General features: G+C 38.6%; 16 protein-coding genes. 3 read left to right on the top strand and 13 right to left on the bottom strand.

The window, feature by feature from the left end:
- The first annotated feature begins 1 nt into the window (after position 1).
- A complete protein-coding gene (locus CH364_RS06775; RefSeq protein WP_100743454.1) occupies positions 2 to 2755 on the top strand; it encodes an ATP-binding protein in 2754 nt (917 codons plus the stop codon).
- On the opposite strand, the gene CH364_RS06780 is transcribed toward CH364_RS06775, so the two are convergent.
- The 10 genes from CH364_RS06780 to ispH are packed head-to-tail and all read right to left on the bottom strand — an operon-like array spanning position 2756 to position 14377.
- Positions 2756 to 3808 carry a protein-glutamate methylesterase/protein-glutamine glutaminase gene (locus CH364_RS06780; RefSeq protein ID WP_100787840.1) on the bottom strand — a complete coding sequence of 351 codons (1053 nt, stop codon included), beginning with the start codon at positions 3806 to 3808 and terminating at the stop codon, positions 2756 to 2758. It lies immediately after the preceding gene.
- Between the two features lie 4 nt (positions 3809 to 3812).
- On the bottom strand, positions 3813 to 4301 hold the full coding sequence (locus CH364_RS06785) for a chemotaxis protein CheD (RefSeq protein WP_100742800.1): 489 nt from the start codon (positions 4299 to 4301) through the stop codon (positions 3813 to 3815).
- Positions 4301 to 4777, bottom strand: a complete 477-nt coding sequence (locus CH364_RS06790) for a chemotaxis protein CheW (protein WP_100742801.1) — start codon at positions 4775 to 4777, stop codon at positions 4301 to 4303. Before CH364_RS06790 ends, CH364_RS06785 begins: the two co-directional genes overlap by 1 nt.
- Positions 4778 to 4791: 14 nt before the next feature.
- Positions 4792 to 7506 (bottom strand): methyl-accepting chemotaxis protein, encoded by a 2715-nt coding sequence (locus tag CH364_RS06795; protein ID WP_100742802.1) that lies wholly within the window; start codon positions 7504 to 7506, stop codon positions 4792 to 4794.
- Positions 7507 to 7516: 10 nt separating this feature from the next.
- A complete protein-coding gene (locus CH364_RS06800; protein WP_100742803.1) occupies positions 7517 to 9721 on the bottom strand; it encodes a chemotaxis protein CheA in 2205 nt (734 codons plus the stop codon).
- Positions 9721 to 10092, bottom strand: a complete 372-nt coding sequence (locus CH364_RS06805; RefSeq protein WP_100742804.1) for an STAS domain-containing protein — start codon at positions 10090 to 10092, stop codon at positions 9721 to 9723. The genes CH364_RS06800 and CH364_RS06805 overlap by 1 nt, the downstream gene beginning before the upstream one ends.
- Position 10093: 1 nt before the next feature.
- Positions 10094 to 10459 (bottom strand): response regulator, encoded by a 366-nt coding sequence (locus CH364_RS06810; RefSeq protein WP_100742805.1) that lies wholly within the window; start codon positions 10457 to 10459, stop codon positions 10094 to 10096.
- An 11-nt stretch (positions 10460 to 10470) separates the two neighbouring features.
- Complete coding sequence (locus CH364_RS06815) at positions 10471 to 11763, bottom strand: response regulator (protein ID WP_100742806.1); 1293 nt, start codon at positions 11761 to 11763, stop codon at positions 10471 to 10473.
- A 48-nt stretch (positions 11764 to 11811) separates the two neighbouring features.
- Entirely contained in the window at positions 11812 to 13428 is a 1617-nt protein-coding gene (locus CH364_RS06820) for a sensor histidine kinase (protein ID WP_243401273.1), read from the bottom strand.
- 1 nt (position 13429) lies between these two features.
- Positions 13430 to 14377 (bottom strand): 4-hydroxy-3-methylbut-2-enyl diphosphate reductase, encoded by a 948-nt coding sequence (ispH, locus tag CH364_RS06825; RefSeq protein WP_100742808.1) that lies wholly within the window; start codon positions 14375 to 14377, stop codon positions 13430 to 13432.
- 238 nt (positions 14378 to 14615) lie between these two features.
- On the opposite strand from ispH, the gene CH364_RS06830 reads away from it, so the two are divergent.
- Positions 14616 to 15464 carry a flagellin N-terminal helical domain-containing protein gene (locus tag CH364_RS06830; RefSeq protein ID WP_002974229.1) on the top strand — a complete coding sequence of 283 codons (849 nt, stop codon included), beginning with the start codon at positions 14616 to 14618 and terminating at the stop codon, positions 15462 to 15464.
- A 194-nt stretch (positions 15465 to 15658) separates the two neighbouring features.
- Complete coding sequence (gene ilvA, locus CH364_RS06835) at positions 15659 to 16891, top strand: threonine ammonia-lyase IlvA (RefSeq protein WP_100742809.1); 1233 nt, start codon at positions 15659 to 15661, stop codon at positions 16889 to 16891.
- Positions 16892 to 17309: 418 nt separating this feature from the next.
- Here the strand turns inward: ilvA and metW are convergent, their stop codons facing one another.
- The 3 genes from metW to CH364_RS06850 are packed head-to-tail and all read right to left on the bottom strand — an operon-like array spanning position 17310 to position 20373.
- A complete protein-coding gene (gene metW / locus CH364_RS06840; protein WP_100742810.1) occupies positions 17310 to 17927 on the bottom strand; it encodes a methionine biosynthesis protein MetW in 618 nt (205 codons plus the stop codon).
- The gene (gene metX / locus CH364_RS06845) at positions 17924 to 19060 is read right to left on the bottom strand and encodes a homoserine O-acetyltransferase MetX (RefSeq protein WP_100742811.1); all 1137 of its coding nucleotides are present in this window, start codon (positions 19058 to 19060) and stop codon (positions 17924 to 17926) included. The genes metW and metX overlap by 4 nt, the downstream gene beginning before the upstream one ends.
- Before the next feature lie 8 nt (positions 19061 to 19068).
- Positions 19069 to 20373: an O-acetylhomoserine aminocarboxypropyltransferase/cysteine synthase family protein gene (locus tag CH364_RS06850; protein WP_100742812.1), complete on the bottom strand. Its 1305-nt coding sequence runs from the start codon at positions 20371 to 20373 to the stop codon at positions 19069 to 19071.
- Positions 20374 to 20510: the final 137 nt, after the last annotated feature.

Below are 20510 nucleotides of genomic sequence, written 5' to 3' on the forward strand. Positions count from 1 at the left end.
CATGTTAGATAAGAATTTAAAACGCATTCAGTTCCAAGAGTCCGAGTCCGCATGGATTCGTTCTTTTAGTGTGGAATCAATCAAATGCCTCATCGTTTGCCGTGGCCCAGTTCGTAAGGAAACCATGGATGTTTTTGATGCGATTGGTGTGAAAGAATATGGAATTTTATTATCTGAAAAAGATTCCATCGTTTATCCAAAAGCCCTTGCACCGGAACTTCGTAACTTCCGATTCCCAGAAAACATCCACCGAGTCCCTGATTATATGGGTGCGGGAAAAGAAGAGAAAGAACAACGCATCCGCCAAATCATTGGAATCACAAAAGACAATGGATACACACATATCTTTGCAGGTTACGGATTTATGGCAGAAGATGCCGAATTCATCGAAGCCATTGAAAAAGCAGGGATCACTTTTATGGGACCAAGTTCCCATGTAGCCAAAGGTGCCGGTGCCAAAGACGAAGCAAAAAAATTAGCAAGAAGCCTCAATGTATCTGTAACCCCAGGGGTCGATAACATCACCGCACTCGCTTTACTTCGTAAAACGGGAAATTCAAAAGATGGACTTCTTAAAGTTGCCAAAGAAAATAACATAAACTTTTCTTTCAACGAGGCTCGTTCCCTTGAAGACAATGCAGAAGAATTACTCCAACTTTCTTACGAAAAAACCATAGACATCACATCCATTCCAGACCTCCAAAAAGAATCTGCCATCCTCTGTGAAGAAATTTGGAAGAAGTATCCTGGAAAACGCATCCGATTCAAATACATCGGTGGTGGTGGTGGTAAGGGTCAACGTGTCATTGGTGAAAAATCCGAAATCGATGCTGCCGTTATGGAAATTCTTGCGGAATCAAAAGTCACTGCCGTTGGTTCCAACAGAAACTTTTTAATTGAATTAAACATCGAAAACACTCGTCATAACGAAATCCAACTCATTGGTAACGGTGAGTGGTCGTTGTCTCTTGGTGGTCGTGATTGTTCTTTGCAGATGCACGAACAAAAACTTTTGGAAATTTCTCAAACGGTTGAGTTATTACAAAAAGAAGCAGATCTCGTTCGTTCTTCGAATTCCAAAAAAGCTGCGATCCTTGATAAAGATGTGCAAACTCTAAAAGATATGGAACACCAAGCAGAAGTGTTTGGAAAGGCCATTCGCCTAAATTCAGTTTCTACTTTCGAATGTATCGTTGAAGGGAATAGTTTCTTCTTTATGGAAGTAAACACAAGGATTCAGGTGGAACACCGGGTAACAGAGATGGTGTACAAAATGAAGTTCACCAATCCAAATGATCCGAATGATTTTTTCTATATTGATTCTCTTGTGGAAGCAATGGCCGTTCTTTCCATCCACGGACCAAGAGTTCCGAAACCAGAACGAATTGTTCGCAACGTATCTGGTGCAGAAGTTAGGATCAATGCTACAAACCGTGCCCTCCAACCACACGCTGGGGGAATCATCCAAAACTGGTCAAATGCACTTCCTGAAGAAATTCGAGATGACCAAGGGATTTGTACTCGTAACCCAGACACTGGTGCCTTTGTCCATTACAACCTAGCAGGTGCATACGACTCAAACGTGGCTCTTCTTGTTTCTTATGGAACTAGCAGAACAGAAAACTTAGAAATTTTGGGAAACATCCTTCGCAAAACAGAACTTAGAGGACAAAACCTCGAAACGAACTTACTGGTTCACTATGGACTCATCCAGTGGATTTTGGGTAAGGATGCTATGTTCAAACCATCGACTGCGTTTATGATTTCCTATTTGGCCGGGATCGGAGCCTTACAATCAATCATTAATGATCTTGATTTAGAGTATCTTTGGACGGAAAAAACGAAGGTAGCTGATGCTGACCTTAAAAAAATCCTTAACAAAAAGATGACTCTTGTCATTCGTCCCATGGAACGATTGTTAGCCAACCCACACCTTCTTGGTGGATTTCTCGGATACTTTGACGGAAAACTTTGGACTCGCACTGGGTCAGGAGTGACTTTCAATGAAAACCCAATCCAATTTTTGGATTCATTGTATTACTATTTGAATTTAGATACAACGGAACAAAAACCAAGTTCTGAAAAAATTTGGGATCATGACGCCAACCTTCTTTTGGAAGCCAAAGCATTCTATTCTGAGCTATCTACAAGAACAGGACTTAGCTCGTGGAAAGATTTATCGGATGCATTGTCTAAAGGTAAAAATCCATCGAAATCTCTTTCTGAAGATCTTTGGAATGCCTCTGTTGCTAGCCATAATGGTTTCCAAGCGGGTCTTGAAACACTTTTACTTCTGCCTAAAATTGGTATCAAATCCAACTTCTTTGGTTTGGATGTGAATGCTGATTTGGACGGAGTGGTTCCTGATGAATTCAAAAACAAAGACACAAGAGATGCGTTTATTAAAACGCTCAACCCTCCACCAAAAATGTCCGGAGATGAAATTGTGGCTCCTATGGGTGGGATGTTCTACTCAAAAGAGGCGCCAAATCTTCCTATGCTCATCAATGAAGGGGATCATTTCCAAGCGGGACAACCGCTCTTTATCATCGAAGTCATGAAGATGTTTAACAAAATTCTTGCTCCAGTGAGTGGAACCATTGTTAAGAATCTGATGGTGGATTCTGATGGAAAGATTGTTTCGAAGGCTCAACCCATTTTTAAAATCAAACCGGATGAAATTCTAAAAGAGGAATCTCCAGAAGAAATTCGATCTAGAAAAGTAAAAGTAACAAAAGAATTGGGTCTCGGCTAATCAGCCGTAACCCACAATTGTTTTGTAAATTTCAGTAAGAGGGAGGATGTGATTCACTCCTCCTCTTTTGATTGCCTCTTTCGGCATTCCAAATACTACCGACGTTTCTTCATTTTGGGCAATCGTATCAGCCCCAGCCTCTTTCATTTCCAAAAGTCCCGAAGCCCCATCATCACCCATTCCAGTCATAATGATTCCTTTGGAATTCTGTCCCGCTTGTCTTGCAACAGAACGAAATAACACGTCCACAGAAGGTTTGTGTCGATTTACCAAAGGACCATCTGCCACATCCACAAAATACTGGGCTCCAGATCGCCGAACTGTCATATGGCGGTTCCCTGGAGCGATTAGGGCAAGACCTCTCACAACACGGTCGCCATCTTTCGCTTCCTTAACACTAATATCACAAATAGAATCCAAACGTTTGGCAAAAGTTTCTGTAAATTTTTCTGGCATGTGTTGTACGATAACAATGCCGGGTGTTTTGTCTCTGGTGAGTTTGGTAAGGACTTCTTCCAGTGCAATTGTCCCGCCAGTGGAAGTTCCAATGGCAACAATTTTTTCCGTTGCTTGCAATTGTGAGATATCTTGTTTTTTTTCCGTTTTAACCGAAAACTCTTTTCTCTCTGTTGGATTCGGAAGAGCTTTTAGCGAAACGGATGCGGCTGCAATCACTGCATCTGTTAGTTCAATGGTTGATTCATGTAAAAAATCTTTTAAACCAATTTTCGGTTTTGTAATGATTTCACAAGCGCCAAGGCTCATGGCAATCATTGCAGTATCTGATCCTTCTGTGGTTAACGTGGAACATATTACAACTGGAGTTGGTCTTTCTGCCATTATCTTTTTTAAAAAAGACAATCCATCCATTCTTGGCATTTCTATGTCTAAAACGATCACATCCGGCCAATCATTTTTCATTTTATCCAAGGCAAAGATAGGATCCGAGGCACTCCCTAAAAATTCAAAGATTGGATCGCTTTTGAATATTTCGGTTAACACTTGTCTTACGACAGCAGAATCGTCGATTACAAAAACCTTAATTTTTTTCATAAAATTACTTTTTTTCTACCCAAACTTCGCCGTCCCAGACGGTAAAATAAATTTTTCTTGATAAGGTGCCGCCTACATCTTCGGAAATGATTTTGATTTCATTTTCTTTTAGAATCTTTTTTGCGAATTCCGCATTTCTGTTTCCAACATGGGAAGTTGAGTTTTCTTTTAGGATTTCCCTTTCTTCATTTAAAAACATATTAGATCCTCCGAAAATTTTCGCATAGAATTCGTTAGGTTGTAATTTGTGTTTTTTTATTTCTGATAAAAAGAACGTAACAGCATCTATCCCGTATTTATGTGTTTTTTCTGAATGAAGATCTGCTGGAGTAGGGAGTAGGTAATGGCACATTCCTCCGATGTGTCTGTTGGGATGCCACAAAACGATGGACACACATGAGCCGAGTAGGGTCCTGACTCTAAATTCTGGCCCCCCAAAAAAAATTTCTCCAGGGTTCAGAAAACGATCAATCACTTCACTTGGTGCATCCATTACATCACATTGGACGATGATTCTTGGATGGAATGTAACTCGGAAAGTTCCAGAATTTGGTTCACTTTCAAGATAATTACAAATTTATTTTCTAATTTCCCAAGCCCTTGGATAAAATCTAAACGAATTTTTGATCCAAAACTTGGTGGATCCTCAATGGATTCTGGTGCAATATCAACTACTTCGTTAACGGCGTCCACAAGTAATCCAACATCAATGATTTCATTTTCCATTTTGATTTCAGTGATGATGATACAAGTTTTCCGATTGGTTTCTGTTTTTCTTTTATAGAATCTCATATTGAGATCAATCACTGGAACAACATTCCCTCTAAGGTTGATCACTCCAGGTATGTATTCAGGCATCATCGGAACATGGGTTACCGATTCGAATTCAATGATCTCTTTGATGTATAAAATTCCCAAACCAAAGAGTTCTTCCGAAATTAAAAAAGTTAGGTATTGTAGTTCCTGCATATCGGTATCCTACTTTAATACTTTTGGAATTTGTTATTGTCATCAGACGGATCCACCTTTCTTGCACTTGGTGTTTGTAGTCTAGTGGCATTTTTTGCCAATGGCTTAGTATGTTTTGAATCTAAGGCTGATTGGAGGGTTGATTGTTTTCCCAATTTGAAGAAACTAATGGAAGACAGTAATTTCTCTGCTTGGGCTTGCAGCTCTTCGGCGATAGCTGCTAATTCTTCAGATGCACTTGCTGACTGTTGCGACACTTGGTCCAGTTGCCCCATTGCCTTATTCACTTCGTTCACTCCAGAAGATTGTTCCTGGCTTGCCGCAGTAATTTCTTGGACTAGGTCAGCTGTTTTGTTGATTGCTGGAACAATTTCTTCAATGAGTTTTCCCGCAGACTCTGCAATTTGCACTGAACTTCCTGCTAAACTTCCAATTTCATTGGCTGATTTTTGAGAGCGTTCTGCCAATTTTCTTACTTCAGAAGCAACAACTGCAAAACCTTTTCCATGTTCACCGGCTCTTGCCGCTTCAATGGCTGCATTTAATGCAAGTAAGTTGGTTTGGTAGGCTATGTCTTCAATGATTGAAATTTTATCTGCAATTTCTTTCATAGCAGAAACTGTGTTTCTGACTGCTTCTCCACCTTGTTTTGCATCTCTAGCAGATTTTGTCGCAATGGTGTCTGTTTGTTTTGCGTTTTCAGCATTTTGGTCTATAGAGGCACCCATTTCTTCTAACGAAGCAGATGTTTCTTCCACTGATGCAGCTTGTTCACTGGCTCCTTGGGAAAGTGTACTCGCTGTGGAAGCTACTTCATCTGCAGCATTGACAAGAGCGTCGGTATTGGTTCTTACATCATTAATGATATCGACTAATTTTTTCGATGTATTGTTAAAAGAGTCTCTAAGCTTTGCAAAGCCTCCTTCATACTCATTAGTGATTAATTGTGTGAGATCACCGGTTTCTAATGCAGATAGTCCTACTACAAGATCATCTACTATGCGGGCTGTTTCGATCGCTAGATTTTTTTGCTCTGTGATGTCTGTTGCAAACTTTATAACTTTATATGGTTTTCCATTTAAATCCAGGATTGGATTGTAGGTTGCTTGTAACCAAACAATTTTCCCATCTTTACCAATCCTTCTATACTCAGCGGTTTGGAATTCACTTCGATTGAGGGCAGCCCAAAATTGTCTGTATTCTTCTGAATTAACCATGGTAGATTCTACAAACATTCTATGGTGTTTCCCTACAATTTCCTGCAAACCATAACCCATTGTTTTTAAAAAGATATCATTGGCAGTGATGATTGTTCCATCCATATTGAATTCAATAGTCGCCTGGGCTTTGTTAATTGCTTCAATTTGACCAATAAATTCTCTTACAACTTTTTTATTTTCTGTGATATCAGTTGCAAATTTGATGACTTTGTAAGGTCGTCCGTTGGCATCAAGGATGGGTGTGTATGTGGCTTGGAGCCAAACTTCTTTTCCATTTTTACCAATTCGTTTGTATTCTGCTGACTGGTATTCTCCGCGGTTGAGGGCGGCCCAAAATTGACGGTATGCTTCTGAATTTGCCTCTTGTGTTTCTACCAAAATTCTGTGGTGTTGGCCTTTGATTTCATTTAAATTATAATCCATCAAATTGAGGAACTTTTCATTTGCAGTTGTGATCGTTCCATCCATACTGAATTCAATAGTCGCCTGAGATCTTTCAATAGCTTTTGAGTTAGCATTGGACTCTGTTACATCAGCCCATTCAACTACACTACCTAATCTTTCTCCTGAATCTGTAATGATAGGATTCGCAATTAAATTAAATTCTCTGTTTCCTATTTTTATACTCGTTTTATGTTCGGATGTAAATGAGCCTAGAATTCTACGTTGGTGGCTCGGGTCCTTATGGTAACTGTCAATGTTACTACCCATCAAATCTCTGAGTGAAAAGTTACGCAATTGAGTTTTGATATCTGCTTCCGATTTCTCAAACATATTATGAATCGATTTGTTCATGTAGACCACATTCAAATCTAAGTCGGAAATCATTACATTCGTGGATACACGGTCTAAGGCAGTTTTGATTTGAATTGCATCTCTAAGTGGTTTTCCAACTTGTTTTAATAACAAAAAGAGTAGGCTTGCGGTTATGAAAAGAAAGATGACTCCTGCAATATAGATTGGAAACAGTTTTTCTTTTGGCGTTGTTTTGTCTTTTGCGATTTCAGAAATACTTTCCTTTGTGAGTTGGGAGTTCCATTTAGAAATGGAACTAGAGTAGGGTTTCCAGTATTCGGAAATCTTTGACTTAAGATTCTCTTTTTTAAGAAGATCCTCCGGTTCATTTAGGTAGGATTTTATGTTAGTTATATATTCATCTTTCTGTGAAATCGCTACTTTGAGGATGTTGGATTCTTCCGTGGAGGTTGGAAGGGTAACAATTTGTTCCCAGGCTGAATTTAATTTTTCTAAATCATATTTAATTTTTGCAACGGAGGTTTTATCCACCTCTGGTGACTGAAGAACAGAAAAAAGGTCTGTTTGGATTGATTGGCTAAGATTCCAAATAGAAGTTAGGTTCTCTGATTTTTGCAAATGAACCTTTGTTATTTCTTCTGAATGATTTACATTCGAAAGTATTCCCCAAGAATAAGCCGAAGTCCAAATCACAAAAATTAGACCCGTAAGAAAAAAGCCTATCAGCTTAGTGCTTATCTTTATATTTTTCATATCATCCTCTTCATTTATATAATCTTTCGTTTTCGACAGCTATCGTTCTTTCAAATAGCGATGGTATGTCAATGATCAAGGCTACATTCCCATCACCGAGAATGCTTGACCCACTCACACCTTTTACATGGCGGAATACGGAACCCATTGGTTTAATCACTGTTTGGTATTCTCCTAGAAGTCGTTCCACAACGATCCCGGCTTTTTTTTCTCCGTTTCTGACTATGACGATATTTTCCCTGTAATTTTCATCATTTGATTCACATGGATAATAATCTTTTAGGCGGAGAAATGGAATCAAACTTCCTCGTAGTGCAAAAAATTGATTGGAATCTACTTTGTTGTCGTCGGTAAAGTGTAAACATTCCAAAACCATATCCATTGGAATGATAAATTGGTTTTTGCCCACTTCGACCAAAAAACCATCAATAATTGCAAGTGTTAACGGGAGACGAATGATAAAAAGGCTTCCTTGATTGGGTGTGGATTTAACTGTAATCGTACCACGGAGGGATTCAATATTCTTTAACACTACATCAAGACCCACACCTCTGCCAGAAACATTAGTAATCTGTGATGCAGTAGAGAGGCCTGGGTGGAAAAGAAGTTTGAAAATTTCATCTTCAGAATCGGGAATTGGACCCGAGACTAAACCTTTATCAATTCCTTTTTGCCAAACTTTTTCTTTTTGGATCCCATTTCCATCATCGGTGATTTCGATTACGACACTTCCTGCTTCATGAAATGCATTGAGTTTGATGGTACCTTGTTTTGGTTTTCCCTTTTTTTCTCTAACCTCGGAAGTTTCTAATCCGTGGTCGCATGCATTACGAACTAAATGAGTCAGAGGATCGCCTAACTTTTCCACGATATTTCTGTCTAGTTCTGTTTCATTACCTTCTGTGATGAGTTTGATATCCTTCCCAAGTTCTTTTCCTAAGTCGCGGACAGTTCTTGTATACTTTTGAAAGGTATCCCCGATCGGAACCATTCTTAGTTTAAGGGAAATTTCTCTTACTTCATTGAGAAGTCTCATGGCAAGCATGGATGATTCTTGTAAATTTGAATCTTCCGTATTACCAATGAGTTGGTTCATATTAGCACAAGAGACAACAAGTTCTCCTACACGGTTAATCAATGTATCAATTCGTTTTGAGTCGACTTTTATTGTTGATGATTTGTTCTGATCTTGTTTTTGATTAGAGGTCGTTTTATCTTCTTGAATTTCCTCTGAAAGCTGTTGTGAAGGAGGGGAAGTATTTTTTTCTTGGGAGATTGAAGTTGTGATTCCTGTTTTTCTTTTTTTTAATTCTTCGAAGTAGTTAACTAAACTATTATCAGTTAGAATTTGTATTTCTCTCCAAATATTACCCAATAGAATTTCTTCTTCAGGTAGCTGAAAGGAAAGGTCCGCCAGGTCTTCTATGTTTGCACCAGGAGGAAGGATGTGTAAAAAAGAATCTGCTTCAATAAAGTTAAAAACCTTTCTTACTGCATCTAAATCAGAGTCTGAAATCAAATGGATTTCAAATCCTAAATAACAGGATTCTGGATCAAATTCATTTTGGTTAGGAATCGTTTCAGTGATAGTTTTTACCGATTGAATTTTCCCAATTTTTTTTAAATACCCGATAAAGGAGATAGGATCCAATCCTTGAGAAAAAACATTTCGATTCGGACGGAAGGAAATCAAGTAACCTGAGATTGAACCGTTTGAATTTTGGTTTGAAGGAGAATGATTGTTTGTTGTTGGTGAATCCAAATGGTTTGGATTTACTTTACCCGAATTTCCAATTTCCGTTTGAGTTTTTTCGGAGGAATCATTTTTTTCGCCTTGGAATGGCTTCATTAAATCCAAAATTGAATTTCCAAAAGATATTTTTGAATCAGGTATTTTTCCCTTGGTTTCCTCTGCCACCAAATAAGAAAGATGGTCTTTTGCCTTTAATAAAATCTCTGTTAATTCAGGTCGAAATTTTATTTCATGAGAACGCAATCGATCTAGTAGATTTTCCACAACATGGGTAAACTTAACTGTGGATTCAAAGCCAAACATTCCCGCTGTACCTTTGATTGTATGGACGGCACGAAAGATAGCATTCAAATCTTCATCGTTTGGAGTGGACGTTTCTGTACGTAAAAGAATCGCCTCCATATCCCGAAGGAATTCGTCTGATTCAACTAAATAGGCATCTATAACCTCTGTTAAATCCATTAATTGACTTTCCTCGTTCCATACTTAAATTCAACTTCGTTCGCATGTTCCTTTTTTACCTTCACGCGGTCTCCAAAAAAACTAACCAATCCCAAAAGATCTAAAACTTTCAAAATAGGAAGTGAATGGTTCTCTAATTTTATGGAAAAATGTTTGTTTTGACTTAATGTCTTAAGATACATTAAAAACTGAATTCCGGCTGAATCCACTCGTTGGATCCCATTTAAATCCAACTGGATTGTTTGACCTTGGGAACTTGTCCAAACTTCAGACAATTTTTTCCACTCCTTGACAAAGGGTACAGTTAGATACCCTTCCCAAGTGATTGTGAAGCCATCGTTTGTCTTTTTAAGATTTTGGACTGGTTCCATATTATGTAACTAGTTTTGCAATGGTATCTAACAGTTCTTCTGGAGAAAAAGGTTTTGTTAACCAAGCCTTGGCGCCAGCATCAATACCTTGTTGTTTTTTTTCAGGTTGAGACTCTGTCGTTAACATGATGATCGGAGTGAATTTGTATTTAGGATTGTCTTTCACCTTTTTAATAAAGCTGATCCCATCCATATTTGGCATATTCATATCCGAAACGATTAAATCGACTTCGTTAGTTTCTAATTGTTTTAAACCTTCTAATCCATCACCAGCTTCAATGAGATCAAAGTTTGCATTCTTTAGATGTACGGAGATAATCTTACGAAATACCGCAGAGTCATCGATGATCAATATCTTTCTATTCATGTTTTGTTTCCTTATTTCTCGTTTTGGATTGGCAAAAATATTTCTGCAATGATGCAATCTGTTTTCACTTGCGTAGTATGGTCGGTCGCATTTCTAATGAAAAACATTCCATTGTGTCTGTGGAGAATATAATCAACCATTGTTAATCCTAAACCTAAACTGAATTTTTCTTTAGAGAAAAAACTCTCCACTGGTGGATGAATTCGAAAAAAAGGTTCTTTTAGTTTATTTTCAAACTGGGTTAATTGTTTTGCATATTCATCATTGATGATATTGTTTTTTGCGGAAAGGCAGAAATATCCATCAACAAAGGTAACAAAAATATCAAAGTGAGATTTCCTTTTGGAATATTTAAGACCATTTGTAATTAATTCATAAATAGCGGCTTTTATTGCATCTAAATCCAGATCAAGGATAACCGATTGTTTTATAACGGGTAAGTTTACCTTTAACTCACGTTCAGTAATTTGATCCCGAAAAGTTTCGACTAGGGAAGGTAGTAAACTGAGCAGGCTATCACTTTTGGTTTTAACCAATTTAACTTTATTCTGAACGATTTCTACTGCGCGGTCTAATCCACTCATCATTGCATTATTGTGTTCGTGGTTTTCATAAAGAAGATCCCAAAATTCTTTGTTGATCGAGTATTCTTTTCCCAAGTCAGTTTTCATTTGTTGGATAGAGGCTATGATAGTTGACATGGCCCCAAGTCCCGAACCTTGCATTAATGTTGTTTTTAAATTTTGAATCGAATGAAGTTCTGAATTGATTTCATTTGTTTTTCTATGTGTTTCTTTGTAGTTTAGCCATTCCAATTGGCTTTTTAATTCTTTTGATTCCTCATCAATGAGAAGTGATTCCATTCTCTTTAAGTAGACGTATTCTAATGCTTTTTCTAAACGATCGGCAACAATTTCGACATGGAGGGGCTTTAAAAGATAATCGTAAACACCCATTTTCATGATATCGATGATTTCATCGATTTGGTCTATGGCGGTTTGGATGATAAAAACGGCGTTTGGTTCTAATTTTTTCTGTTCTTGGATGAATGATTTTCCATCTAAAACCGGCATCATCAAATCCACCAAATACAGGCTATATGGACGTTTTGCCGCCATCTCGAGGGCAACCTTTCCATCTTCAGCCACATAGGCTTCTATACCGATCCTTTTGCAAATACCCTCCAAAAGGACTTGGTTTTCCTTTTTATCTTCAATGATTAGGATTGGTTCTTTGGGACGTCTTAATTGTTCCTTGAACTGGTGATTTGCGGATAGACTTTGATTTACGTTCGATTCCACCATATAGATTATCGGAAATCATACGGTATAATTCTATTAGGTTCAATTCCTTTATTTTATTATTTCAGGTAACCTAAGTTTAAAAATAGAGCCTTGTCCTAATTGGGAATTGAGTTCGAGCGATCCGCCAAGGCGTTGTGCCAATCCCTGGGAAATTGAGAGACCAAGACCAGTTCCTTCAATGTTTCCATCGTCGTTTAACCGGGTGAAGGTATGGAATATACGATTTTGATCATTTTCAGAGATTCCTGGTCCAAAATCTTGGACCGATATCTCTAAATGGCCCTCAACCCATTCGCAATCCATTTCAATGTGTGGATTGTTTGCGTACTTAATCGCATTTGCGAGTAGATTTAGTAGGATCTGTTGGATTTTGCCTGAATCCGAAGTTAGATTATTGGAAAATTTTGCTGGCCGGAATCGAATCTCCATCCCCTTTGCCTTTGCTTGCGGTTGAATAAGCTCCAAGGTTTGGCGACATATATCTTCCGGTTTAAACGTTGTTAATTGGACCATAATTTGTCCAGATTCGATTTTCATCAAATTTAGGATTTCATTGATCATATTGAGAAGCCTTGTCCCACCGGTATAAATATAGTTTAAATATTCTTTACCTGTTTCGTCTGTCTCTGGCAATTGAATGAGTTTTGAAAATCCAATAATGGAATTCAATGGGGTTCTCAGTTCGTGACTCATGTGAGCTAAAAATTCTGTTTTGGCTCGGTAGGCACGTTCCAATTCTTCTTTTGTTTTGGTAAGGGCGACCGTTCTTTCTAAAACTAAGGATTCCAATGTGGACTTGTATCGATTTAATTCGGTCAGGTCCATGTCTCTTTGTACAAAAAGTCCCATCCATCGGCTCACAGTCTGGTAAATGAGTAGGTTTTCGAGTTCAATTGGGGAATTCTGTTTGTATTTGAAAAACCCCATCACGCCCAAAAACTGATTTTCAAATCGAACGGAAATAAGTAAGATTGTTTCTGCTTTCGTTTCGTCAAAAAACCATTTTTCCCTTCGAAAAGCTTTATTTGCGCTTAAATGGATTGTGCTTCCTTTTTTTAATTTATGAAGCCAGCGTCCAAGTCCTAATTCATACCAGTCCTCTTTGTAGAACTGAACAGGCAAAAGAGGGTATTTAGTTGTTTTACGCTCGTTCGCCCAAAGTTTAAACCTATCTTTATTTTCTACTGGTTCATATTTCAGAAAAAAAACAGAATCCATTTCAGTAAAGTTTAACAATTGATAAAGGGCGCTAGGTAATCCTTCTCTGACAGATGGTTGTTGAATCAAGATTTGAATTGATGAAGCAACTCCTAGTTCAAATCGTAATCGCCATGCAATTTCTTCTTCTTGTCTTCGTTTTGTGGTGATATCTTTAATAAAGAATTGCGAATAATCTTTATTCGGTTCTCCATAAGGGAAAACAAATAGTCCAAAAGAAATTTCTAAAATTGTTCCATTATCGATATATAATAATTCTGTAGAAAAATCATTATTATTGATTTTGTTAATTAAAAAATTGTTTATGTTAAATTCTAATTGTAAGGATTCAAATTTTGAATTTTTTAATAGATATTCGAAGCTTTTTTTAAATTTATCGATAGCAATGATCGCAGTACCCATTTCATTGCCTTCAATCGAAGCTTTGAATAATGACCATGGATCCATACTAATACTGTTTGAGTAACTCTTTCGGAAGCTTAAAACTCATTGTATCTTCCCTGCTTTCTGGAAAAAGGGAAACCTTAGCTTCGGGAAAATGTCTTAAAATCTCTCCTACTATTTCGTCCACAAGAACTTGCGGGCTTGAGGCACCTGCAGTAATGCCAAGGGTTCTTATCCCTGATGTTTTGATATGGTTTGGATCTACATCTTCTTTTTTAGAGATTTGGAAACTCGCTGGCCTTGTTTTTTTGGCCAATTGGCATAAACGAACTGAATTCGAAGAATTTTCGGCACCAATCACGAGCATTGCATCGACAGATTCTAACATGGATCGAACTGCTTCTTGTCGCTCTGTTGTCGCATAACAAATATCATCCTTTTGCGGATGTTCAACATAAGGGAAAACTTCTTCAATTTTTTTGACAATATTTTTTGTATCGGCAACGGAGAGGGTGGTTTGCATCAAATAGGTTAAAGGTTTATCTTTTGAAATTTTGCCTTTAAGGTTTTCCACGTCTTCAGGTGATTCCACAAGATACATATGTGCTTCTCCCATTGTCCCAATGGCTTCATCGTGGCCTCTATGGCCGATGTAGATGATTTGATGGGTATCTTTGATATTCCGCGCTTTTTTATGAACCCTTGTGACGAGGGGGCAGGTAGCATCTCCAATTTTCATTTTGCGTTCGGTGGCTTCTTTCACAACTTCAGGCGATACTCCATGTGCGGAAAACACAACTGTGGCGCCATCAGGAACTTCTTTTAGTTCATCGATAAACCGGATTCCCTTTTTCTTCATTTCCTCCACAACCCTTTGGTTATGGACGATTTCTTTACGAACATAAAGAGGGGTTTCAGGGTTTTCTTGAAATGCGGTTTCCACATAGGAAATGGCATATTTCACTCCAGCACAAAATCCACGGGGGTTCGCTAAATATATTGTCTCTAACACTGAATCAGGCCTGCCTTTTCTTTAAATCCAACTCCATAGAATTTCCAGGACATATTTTAGAAAAGGGGAAGTTCTATTTTTATTCAATTTTTATTTCATTTTCCCTATTATCCTCCCTAGCGGAATGACCGATCCTTATCTTGAAAGGGCCAAGGATGGCCTCTTCGAAAATTCATCAATTTCTCGGACTTTAGTGAAAACTTAAGTGGCGAGGGAACGGATTCAAGGAGGAACCCGGATGATTATCAACCACAACGTAAGTGCGATCTTTGCACACAGAACTTTGAAGTCTAACGACGCGAACCTGAGCAAAGATATCGAAAAGTTGTCTTCTGGTATGCGTATTAACAAAGCCGGAGATGACGCATCTGGACTTGCAGTGTCTGAGAAAATGAGAACTCAGATTGCTGGTCTTCGACGTGCAGAACAGAATACTGAAGATGGTATGTCCCTCATTCAAACGGCGGAAGGATATCTTCAAGAAACACACGAAATCGTTCAACGTGTTCGTGTACTCGCGGTGCAAGCTGCGAACGGTATCTACTCGGAAGAAGATAGACAACAGATCCAAGTCGAGGTTTCACAGCTAGTGGACGAGATCGATCGTATTGCTTCTCAAGCAGAATTCAACAAAATGAAACTGCTTACAGGAGCATTTGCTCGTCTCAACCCAACTGCTAGTATGTGGTTCCATATTGGAGCTAACATGCACCAAAGAGAGCGCGTGTACATTGAAACAATGAACACTGCTGCATTGGGATTAAGAAACCCTACGGTTCTTACTTTCATCTCTCTTTCGACTGCAGGTAAAGCAAACTCCGTGATCGGACTTTGTGATGATGCCCTAAGAGTGATCTCTAAACAAAGAGCTGACCTTGGTGCTTATTACAACCGTATGGAGCATGCTGCGAAAGGACTTATGAATGCTTATGAAAACACACAAGCATCTGAGTCTCGTATCCGTGATACTGACATGGCTGAACAAATGACCAGTTTCACAAGATACCAAATCTTAACTCAGGCTGCTACATCAATGCTTGCGCAAGCAAACATGAAGTCTCAGTCAGTGATGAGATTGCTCCAGTAATAGGATAAGAGAAACTAAAGGCCGGGCAGGGTGGTTGGGGCCCCGTCTTTGGTTTCTCGATTTTCTTTTTTGAAATTCCCTCTAAATTTGAACCTTCCTCTTTTCTTTGATCATTTTCCTTTTTTTACTTAAAAAGATAAATTCATTCTCCGAAAACGAAACATTCTATTTATTTGAAATAGTGAGTACACTCTATGAAATTAGATATTGATTCTGCCTACGAAGCGATCCAATCAATCGTTTTGAAAACTCCACTTCAATTCCATTCAAAACTATCTGAAAATTTTAAAGCCCAAATTTATATCAAACGAGAAGATTTACAAATTGTAAGATCCTATAAAATCCGGGGTGCTTACAACTTAATTCAAAGTTTAACCATAGAAGAAAGAGCGCAAGGAGTTGTTTGTGCAAGTGCAGGAAATCATGCGCAAGGGGTAGCTTATTCTTGCAAAACATTAAACCTCTCTGGAGTGATTTATATGCCAGCCATCACTCCTAAACAAAAAATCAACCAAGTAAAAATGTTTGGTGGCAATTGGATCGAAATTGTGTTAGTAGGTGATACGTTTGATGAATGCCAGACCTTCGCTTTGGAATATGCCAAAACTCATAACAAAGTATTTGTACCACCTTTTGATCATGTCAAAATTATGGAAGGTCAAGGTACTGTTGCCAAAGAAATTTTAGACGAAGAATCTGACATCGATTATGTGTTTGTTCCCATTGGTGGTGGCGGGCTCTGTGCTGGAATTGGTAGTTATTTTAAAGAAAAATCTCCAAATACGAAAATCATTGGTGTCGAACCTTTTGGTGCCCCTTCCATGACAGAAGCACTGAAAGAGGGAAGGCCCGTTTCCCTTAAAAAAATTGATAAATTTGTAGATGGAGCTGCGGTGAAAAAGATAGGAGAACTTACCTTTCCTATCTGTAAGGAAGTCCTTTCTGATACGTTACTTGTAAAAGAAGGTAAGGTTTGTTCCACTATTTTGAAATTATACAATGAAGATGCCATTGTTGCAGAACCCGCAGGAGCATTGAGTATTTCTGCATTGGATTTGTATGCAGATCAAATTCGTGGGAAAAAAGTAGTCTGCGTCCTTAGTGGTGGAAATAACGATATCGATCGAATGCAAGAAATCAAAGAAAGGTCGCTCCTTTTTGAGGGTTTAAAACATTATTTTATCGTACGTTTTGCACAGAGACCCGGAGCTTTGAAACAGTTTGTAAACGAAATCCTCGGCCCGAACGATGATATTGTTCGATTTGAATTCATACAGAAAAACAATAAAGAATCGGGGCCTGCCCTTATTGGTATTGAGCTAAAATCTAAAGATGATTTCAAGGGTTTACTCGAGAGAATGGATTCCTTTCACCTTAACTTTACTTTGGTGAACCAAGATGAAAATTTATTTGAATATCTAGTTTAGGATTTTTTGGATAGGCTGTATAATGTTAGGTGATGGTTCGTTGGTCGATTCTCCTTGGATACTTTAGAAAATATTTTATTTTTGACCAAAAATCTTTCCAATTTCTTTTGCTAAAATATCTGGATTCACCTAAAGGTTTTTTGAATCTTATCGATATCTATAGTGATTGAATGATCGTCGTACAGCTAAAAGCCCGGAGTGATTGCCGGGCTTTTGTATAACTATGAACTTTTTAAGTATAAAATTCAAACTTTTGGTAAGAGTCTTTTCTTTTTAAATGGAATGTGATAAACAGGCCTCATTGGGTGGCGGGTGGATAACCCCACCCAGTTCGAATAGGGCGGGGATAGTATACCTACCGAGTCCCTAACTTGCAATTTAAAAACCTTCACCGAGCCGAAGAAGTGCAATTTATTTTTTAAGCCCGAATCACAAACAGAGCAAGAGTCGCAAACAAATTAGGGAATAGTTTGATTTGTCTCGTCCTGTTAAAAAAAGCTCGGTGCAAAACCTTGATCCTTTCAAAATCGCAAAAATCTTCAAAATCCTTTCCAGATAAATAATGTAAGTTAGGTGTATCATACCAGTGGAAAGGCATAAGTTCGGTCACGGGAGTTTTACCGCTAAGTAAGATGGAAGAGCGAATTTGCCAATGCGAAAAGTTAGGAAATACAATGATCACCTGTTTGCCAATTCGTAAACATTCTTTAATGATTTCACCAGGGTTTAACGTCTGTTGTATGGTTTGGTTGAGGATAACAAAATCAAAGCTATGATCTAAGTGGTGTTTTAGGCCGTCATCAATATCACCATGATGGACATATAAGCTTTTTTTTACACATTGTATGATACATTTATCATCTTTTTCGATCCCTTGGACACGAACCCCTTTGTTTTTTAGGATTAACATGAGTTCTCCATACCCACAGCCAAGGTCTAATACTCTTTCTCCGGGTTTGACAAGATTGGCAATGTAAGAGATATCAGGCCTGTTTTTTAAATCCAATCCCAAGGTTTCATTTGTATGGATGTTCAAAGGAAAACTCCTTCGTCTGTTGAGCTTAAAAAATCCCGAAGAATGGAATCTTGTTGTTCACTGGGTAATAAAAAACTATCATGTCCGGCAGGATTGTTGAGTTCCACAAAACTAACAGGAACTGCATTGACTTCTAGCGACTTCACAATTTCTTCTGATTGGTAAGGCGGATAGAGCCAATCTGATGTATAAGCCACAACTAGAAAACGACACCTAACTTTTGCTAAAACTTTTGTTAGGTCTTTCCCGGTTCCTAAACTAAAATGGTCAAGTGCCTTTGTAACGTAAATATATGAGTTTGCATCAAACCGATCCACAAAGGATTCCCCTTGGTAGATAAGATAACTACCCACAGCGAAGTCGGTGGATTGGATATTTCCTTTGGGTGGTTTTCGACCAAATTTTTCACGCATCATCTCATCACTTAAATATGTGATGTGTCCCATCATCCGTGCCAGTGCTAACCCTTTTGATGGTCTATTTTCTTGGGTATACAAACCTTGGTTCCAGTTGGGATCAGACAGGATGGCTTGTCTTCCCACTTCATTAAAAGCAATTTGTTGTGCAGAGTGTTCGGAAGAAGATGCCATCACAATACAATTTTTAAGTCGGTCTGGATAAGCGACTGACCATTGTAAGGCTTGCATCCCACCCATAGAACCACCGGCAACAGCAAATAATTTATGAATTCCAAAATGACTGATTAATTTTTCTTGTGCGTTTACCATATCTCCAATGGAGACAAAAGGAAAAGTCGATTGGAAAGGTTTACCTGTTTTTCCATTTACTGTAAGTGGTCCACTAGAACCCTTACAACCACCAATCACGTTGGAGGAAATGATAAAGTAACGATTTGTATCAAAGGCTTTGCCTGGGCCTATGTAATAATCCCAGTAACCGGGACGTTTGTCTCCCTCATGAAAACCGGCAGCATGAGCATCACCGGAGAGAGCATGGCAGACTAAGATGGCATTGTCTTTTTTATCGTTTAATGTGCCGTAAGTTTCATAGGCAATTTCGAGAGGAGTGATGGTTTCACCCCCCTCTAAAGTCAAAGTGTCAAATTGAATGACCTGAGTGTATACTACACCTACGGATCCGTGGGAAAACTCGTTCTTTTCGGAGGTAGGCATAGTCTTAATCAGATATTTTTTAATGCCTCTTCCAAGTCTACCAGAATGTCATCAATGTTTTCAAGACCAACGCTCAAACGAACAAACCCCGGAGTGACTCCTGCGGAAATTTGTTCAGGTCCTGTCAACTGTTGGTGAGTTGTGGAAGCTGGGTGAATGGCAAGAGACTTCGCATCACCGATGTTAGCGAGTAAACTGAATAACTCAAGTCCATCAATAAATTTTTTGGCTTTTTCCACACCACCTTTGATTTCAAATCCTACGATCGCACCGAAGAGTCCACGTTCATGGTACTTTTTAGCGGTAGCAAAGTCTTTTCCTGTTGGAAGACCTGGGTAGTTGACCCATTCAATTTTAGGATGTTTTTGTAAAAACTCCGCTACTTTTAGGGCATTGCTTGAATGACGTTCCATACGAAGGGGGAGTGTTTCCACACCTTGTAAAATTTGCCAAGCGTTGAAAGGAGAAATCGCAGGGCCAAGATCTCTGAGTCCTTGGACTCGGGCCTTTAAGATAAATGCAATATTCACTCCACCAAATGGTTCGAATTTTCCGAACACTTCCCAAAATTTCAACCCATGGTAAGATGGGTCTGGTTCAGTAAAGTTTTTGAACTTTCCGTTTCCCCAGTTAAAGGAACCAGCATCTATGATGATCCCTCCAATAGAAGTTCCATGACCACCTAAAAATTTAGTGAGTGAGTGAACAACAATGTCAGCACCATGTTTGATTGGGTTCACTAAATAAGGAGAAGGCATAGTGTTATCAATCACTAGAGGAACACCTACTTCTTTTGCAACTTTACTCACTGCAGAAATATCAAGTGTATCAAGTTTTGGATTTCCTAAAGTTTCCGCATAAAAAGCTCTTGTCTTTTCATTGGAAGCTTTGCGGAAATTTTCAGGATCGGATTGGTCAACAAAGTGAACTTTGATACCCAGTTTTGGAAATGTATAATGTAGAAGGTTGTAAGTTCCACCGTAAAGTGAGGAAGAGGCTACAATCTCTTGACCTGCTTCTACAATATTGAGGAGTGCTAACATTTCTGCACTTTGGCCAGATGCTGTTGCGAGAGCTGCCACACCACCTTCCAATGCTGCCACACGTTTTTCTAAAACATCTGTGGTTGGGTTCATGAGCCTTGTGTAAATATTTCCAAACTCTTGTAAGCCGAATAGTCGTGCGGCATGGTCAGTATCTTTAAATACATAAGAAGTGGTTTGGTACAAAGGAACAGCTCTCGACGTAGTCGTCGGATCCGGCTCTTGTCCTCCGTGGAGTGCGATGGTTTCTGGTTTAAAATTACGTGGCATAAATTCCCCCGATGGTCTTGTCATCCTCGTCTCCTCTTTTCGAATTGTCAAGAAAAAATCCAATAAAACGGATTCTCAGTTCACTTTATTGGATTGAGTCCGGGTAGATTATTTCTTATTTTCAGCCCAAAACCTTA

The organism is Leptospira harrisiae (assembly GCF_002811945.1).
In the GTDB taxonomy this organism is placed as follows: Bacteria; Spirochaetota; Leptospiria; order Leptospirales; family Leptospiraceae; genus Leptospira_A; species Leptospira_A harrisiae.

Excerpts from the sequence above, each read along its gene's own strand:
- CH364_RS06785 (WP_100742800.1), bottom strand. The coding sequence starts at position 4,301 with ATGGATGCACCAAGTGAAGTGATTGATCGTTTTCTGAACCCTGGAGAA.
- CH364_RS06815 (WP_100742806.1), bottom strand. The coding sequence starts at position 11,763 with ATGGTGGAATCGAACGTAAATCAAAGTCTATCCGCAAATCACCAGTTC.
- CH364_RS06775 (WP_100743454.1), top strand. The coding sequence starts at position 2 with ATGTTAGATAAGAATTTAAAACGCATTCAGTTCCAAGAGTCCGAGTCC.
- CH364_RS06830 (WP_002974229.1), top strand. The coding sequence starts at position 14,616 with ATGATTATCAACCACAACGTAAGTGCGATCTTTGCACACAGAACTTTG.
- CH364_RS06795 (WP_100742802.1), bottom strand. The coding sequence starts at position 7,506 with ATGAAAAATATAAAGATAAGCACTAAGCTGATAGGCTTTTTTCTTACG.
- CH364_RS06810 (WP_100742805.1), bottom strand. The coding sequence starts at position 10,459 with ATGAATAGAAAGATATTGATCATCGATGACTCTGCGGTATTTCGTAAG.
- CH364_RS06850 (WP_100742812.1), bottom strand. The coding sequence starts at position 20,373 with ATGCCACGTAATTTTAAACCAGAAACCATCGCACTCCACGGAGGACAA.
- ilvA (WP_100742809.1), top strand. The coding sequence starts at position 15,659 with ATGAAATTAGATATTGATTCTGCCTACGAAGCGATCCAATCAATCGTT.
- CH364_RS06820 (WP_243401273.1), bottom strand. The coding sequence starts at position 13,428 with ATGGATCCATGGTCATTATTCAAAGCTTCGATTGAAGGCAATGAAATG.
- metX (WP_100742811.1), bottom strand. The coding sequence starts at position 19,060 with ATGCCTACCTCCGAAAAGAACGAGTTTTCCCACGGATCCGTAGGTGTA.
- CH364_RS06805 (WP_100742804.1), bottom strand. The coding sequence starts at position 10,092 with ATGGAACCAGTCCAAAATCTTAAAAAGACAAACGATGGCTTCACAATC.
- CH364_RS06800 (WP_100742803.1), bottom strand. The coding sequence starts at position 9,721 with ATGGATTTAACAGAGGTTATAGATGCCTATTTAGTTGAATCAGACGAA.
- CH364_RS06790 (WP_100742801.1), bottom strand. The coding sequence starts at position 4,777 with ATGCAGGAACTACAATACCTAACTTTTTTAATTTCGGAAGAACTCTTT.
- CH364_RS06780 (WP_100787840.1), bottom strand. The coding sequence starts at position 3,808 with ATGAAAAAAATTAAGGTTTTTGTAATCGACGATTCTGCTGTCGTAAGA.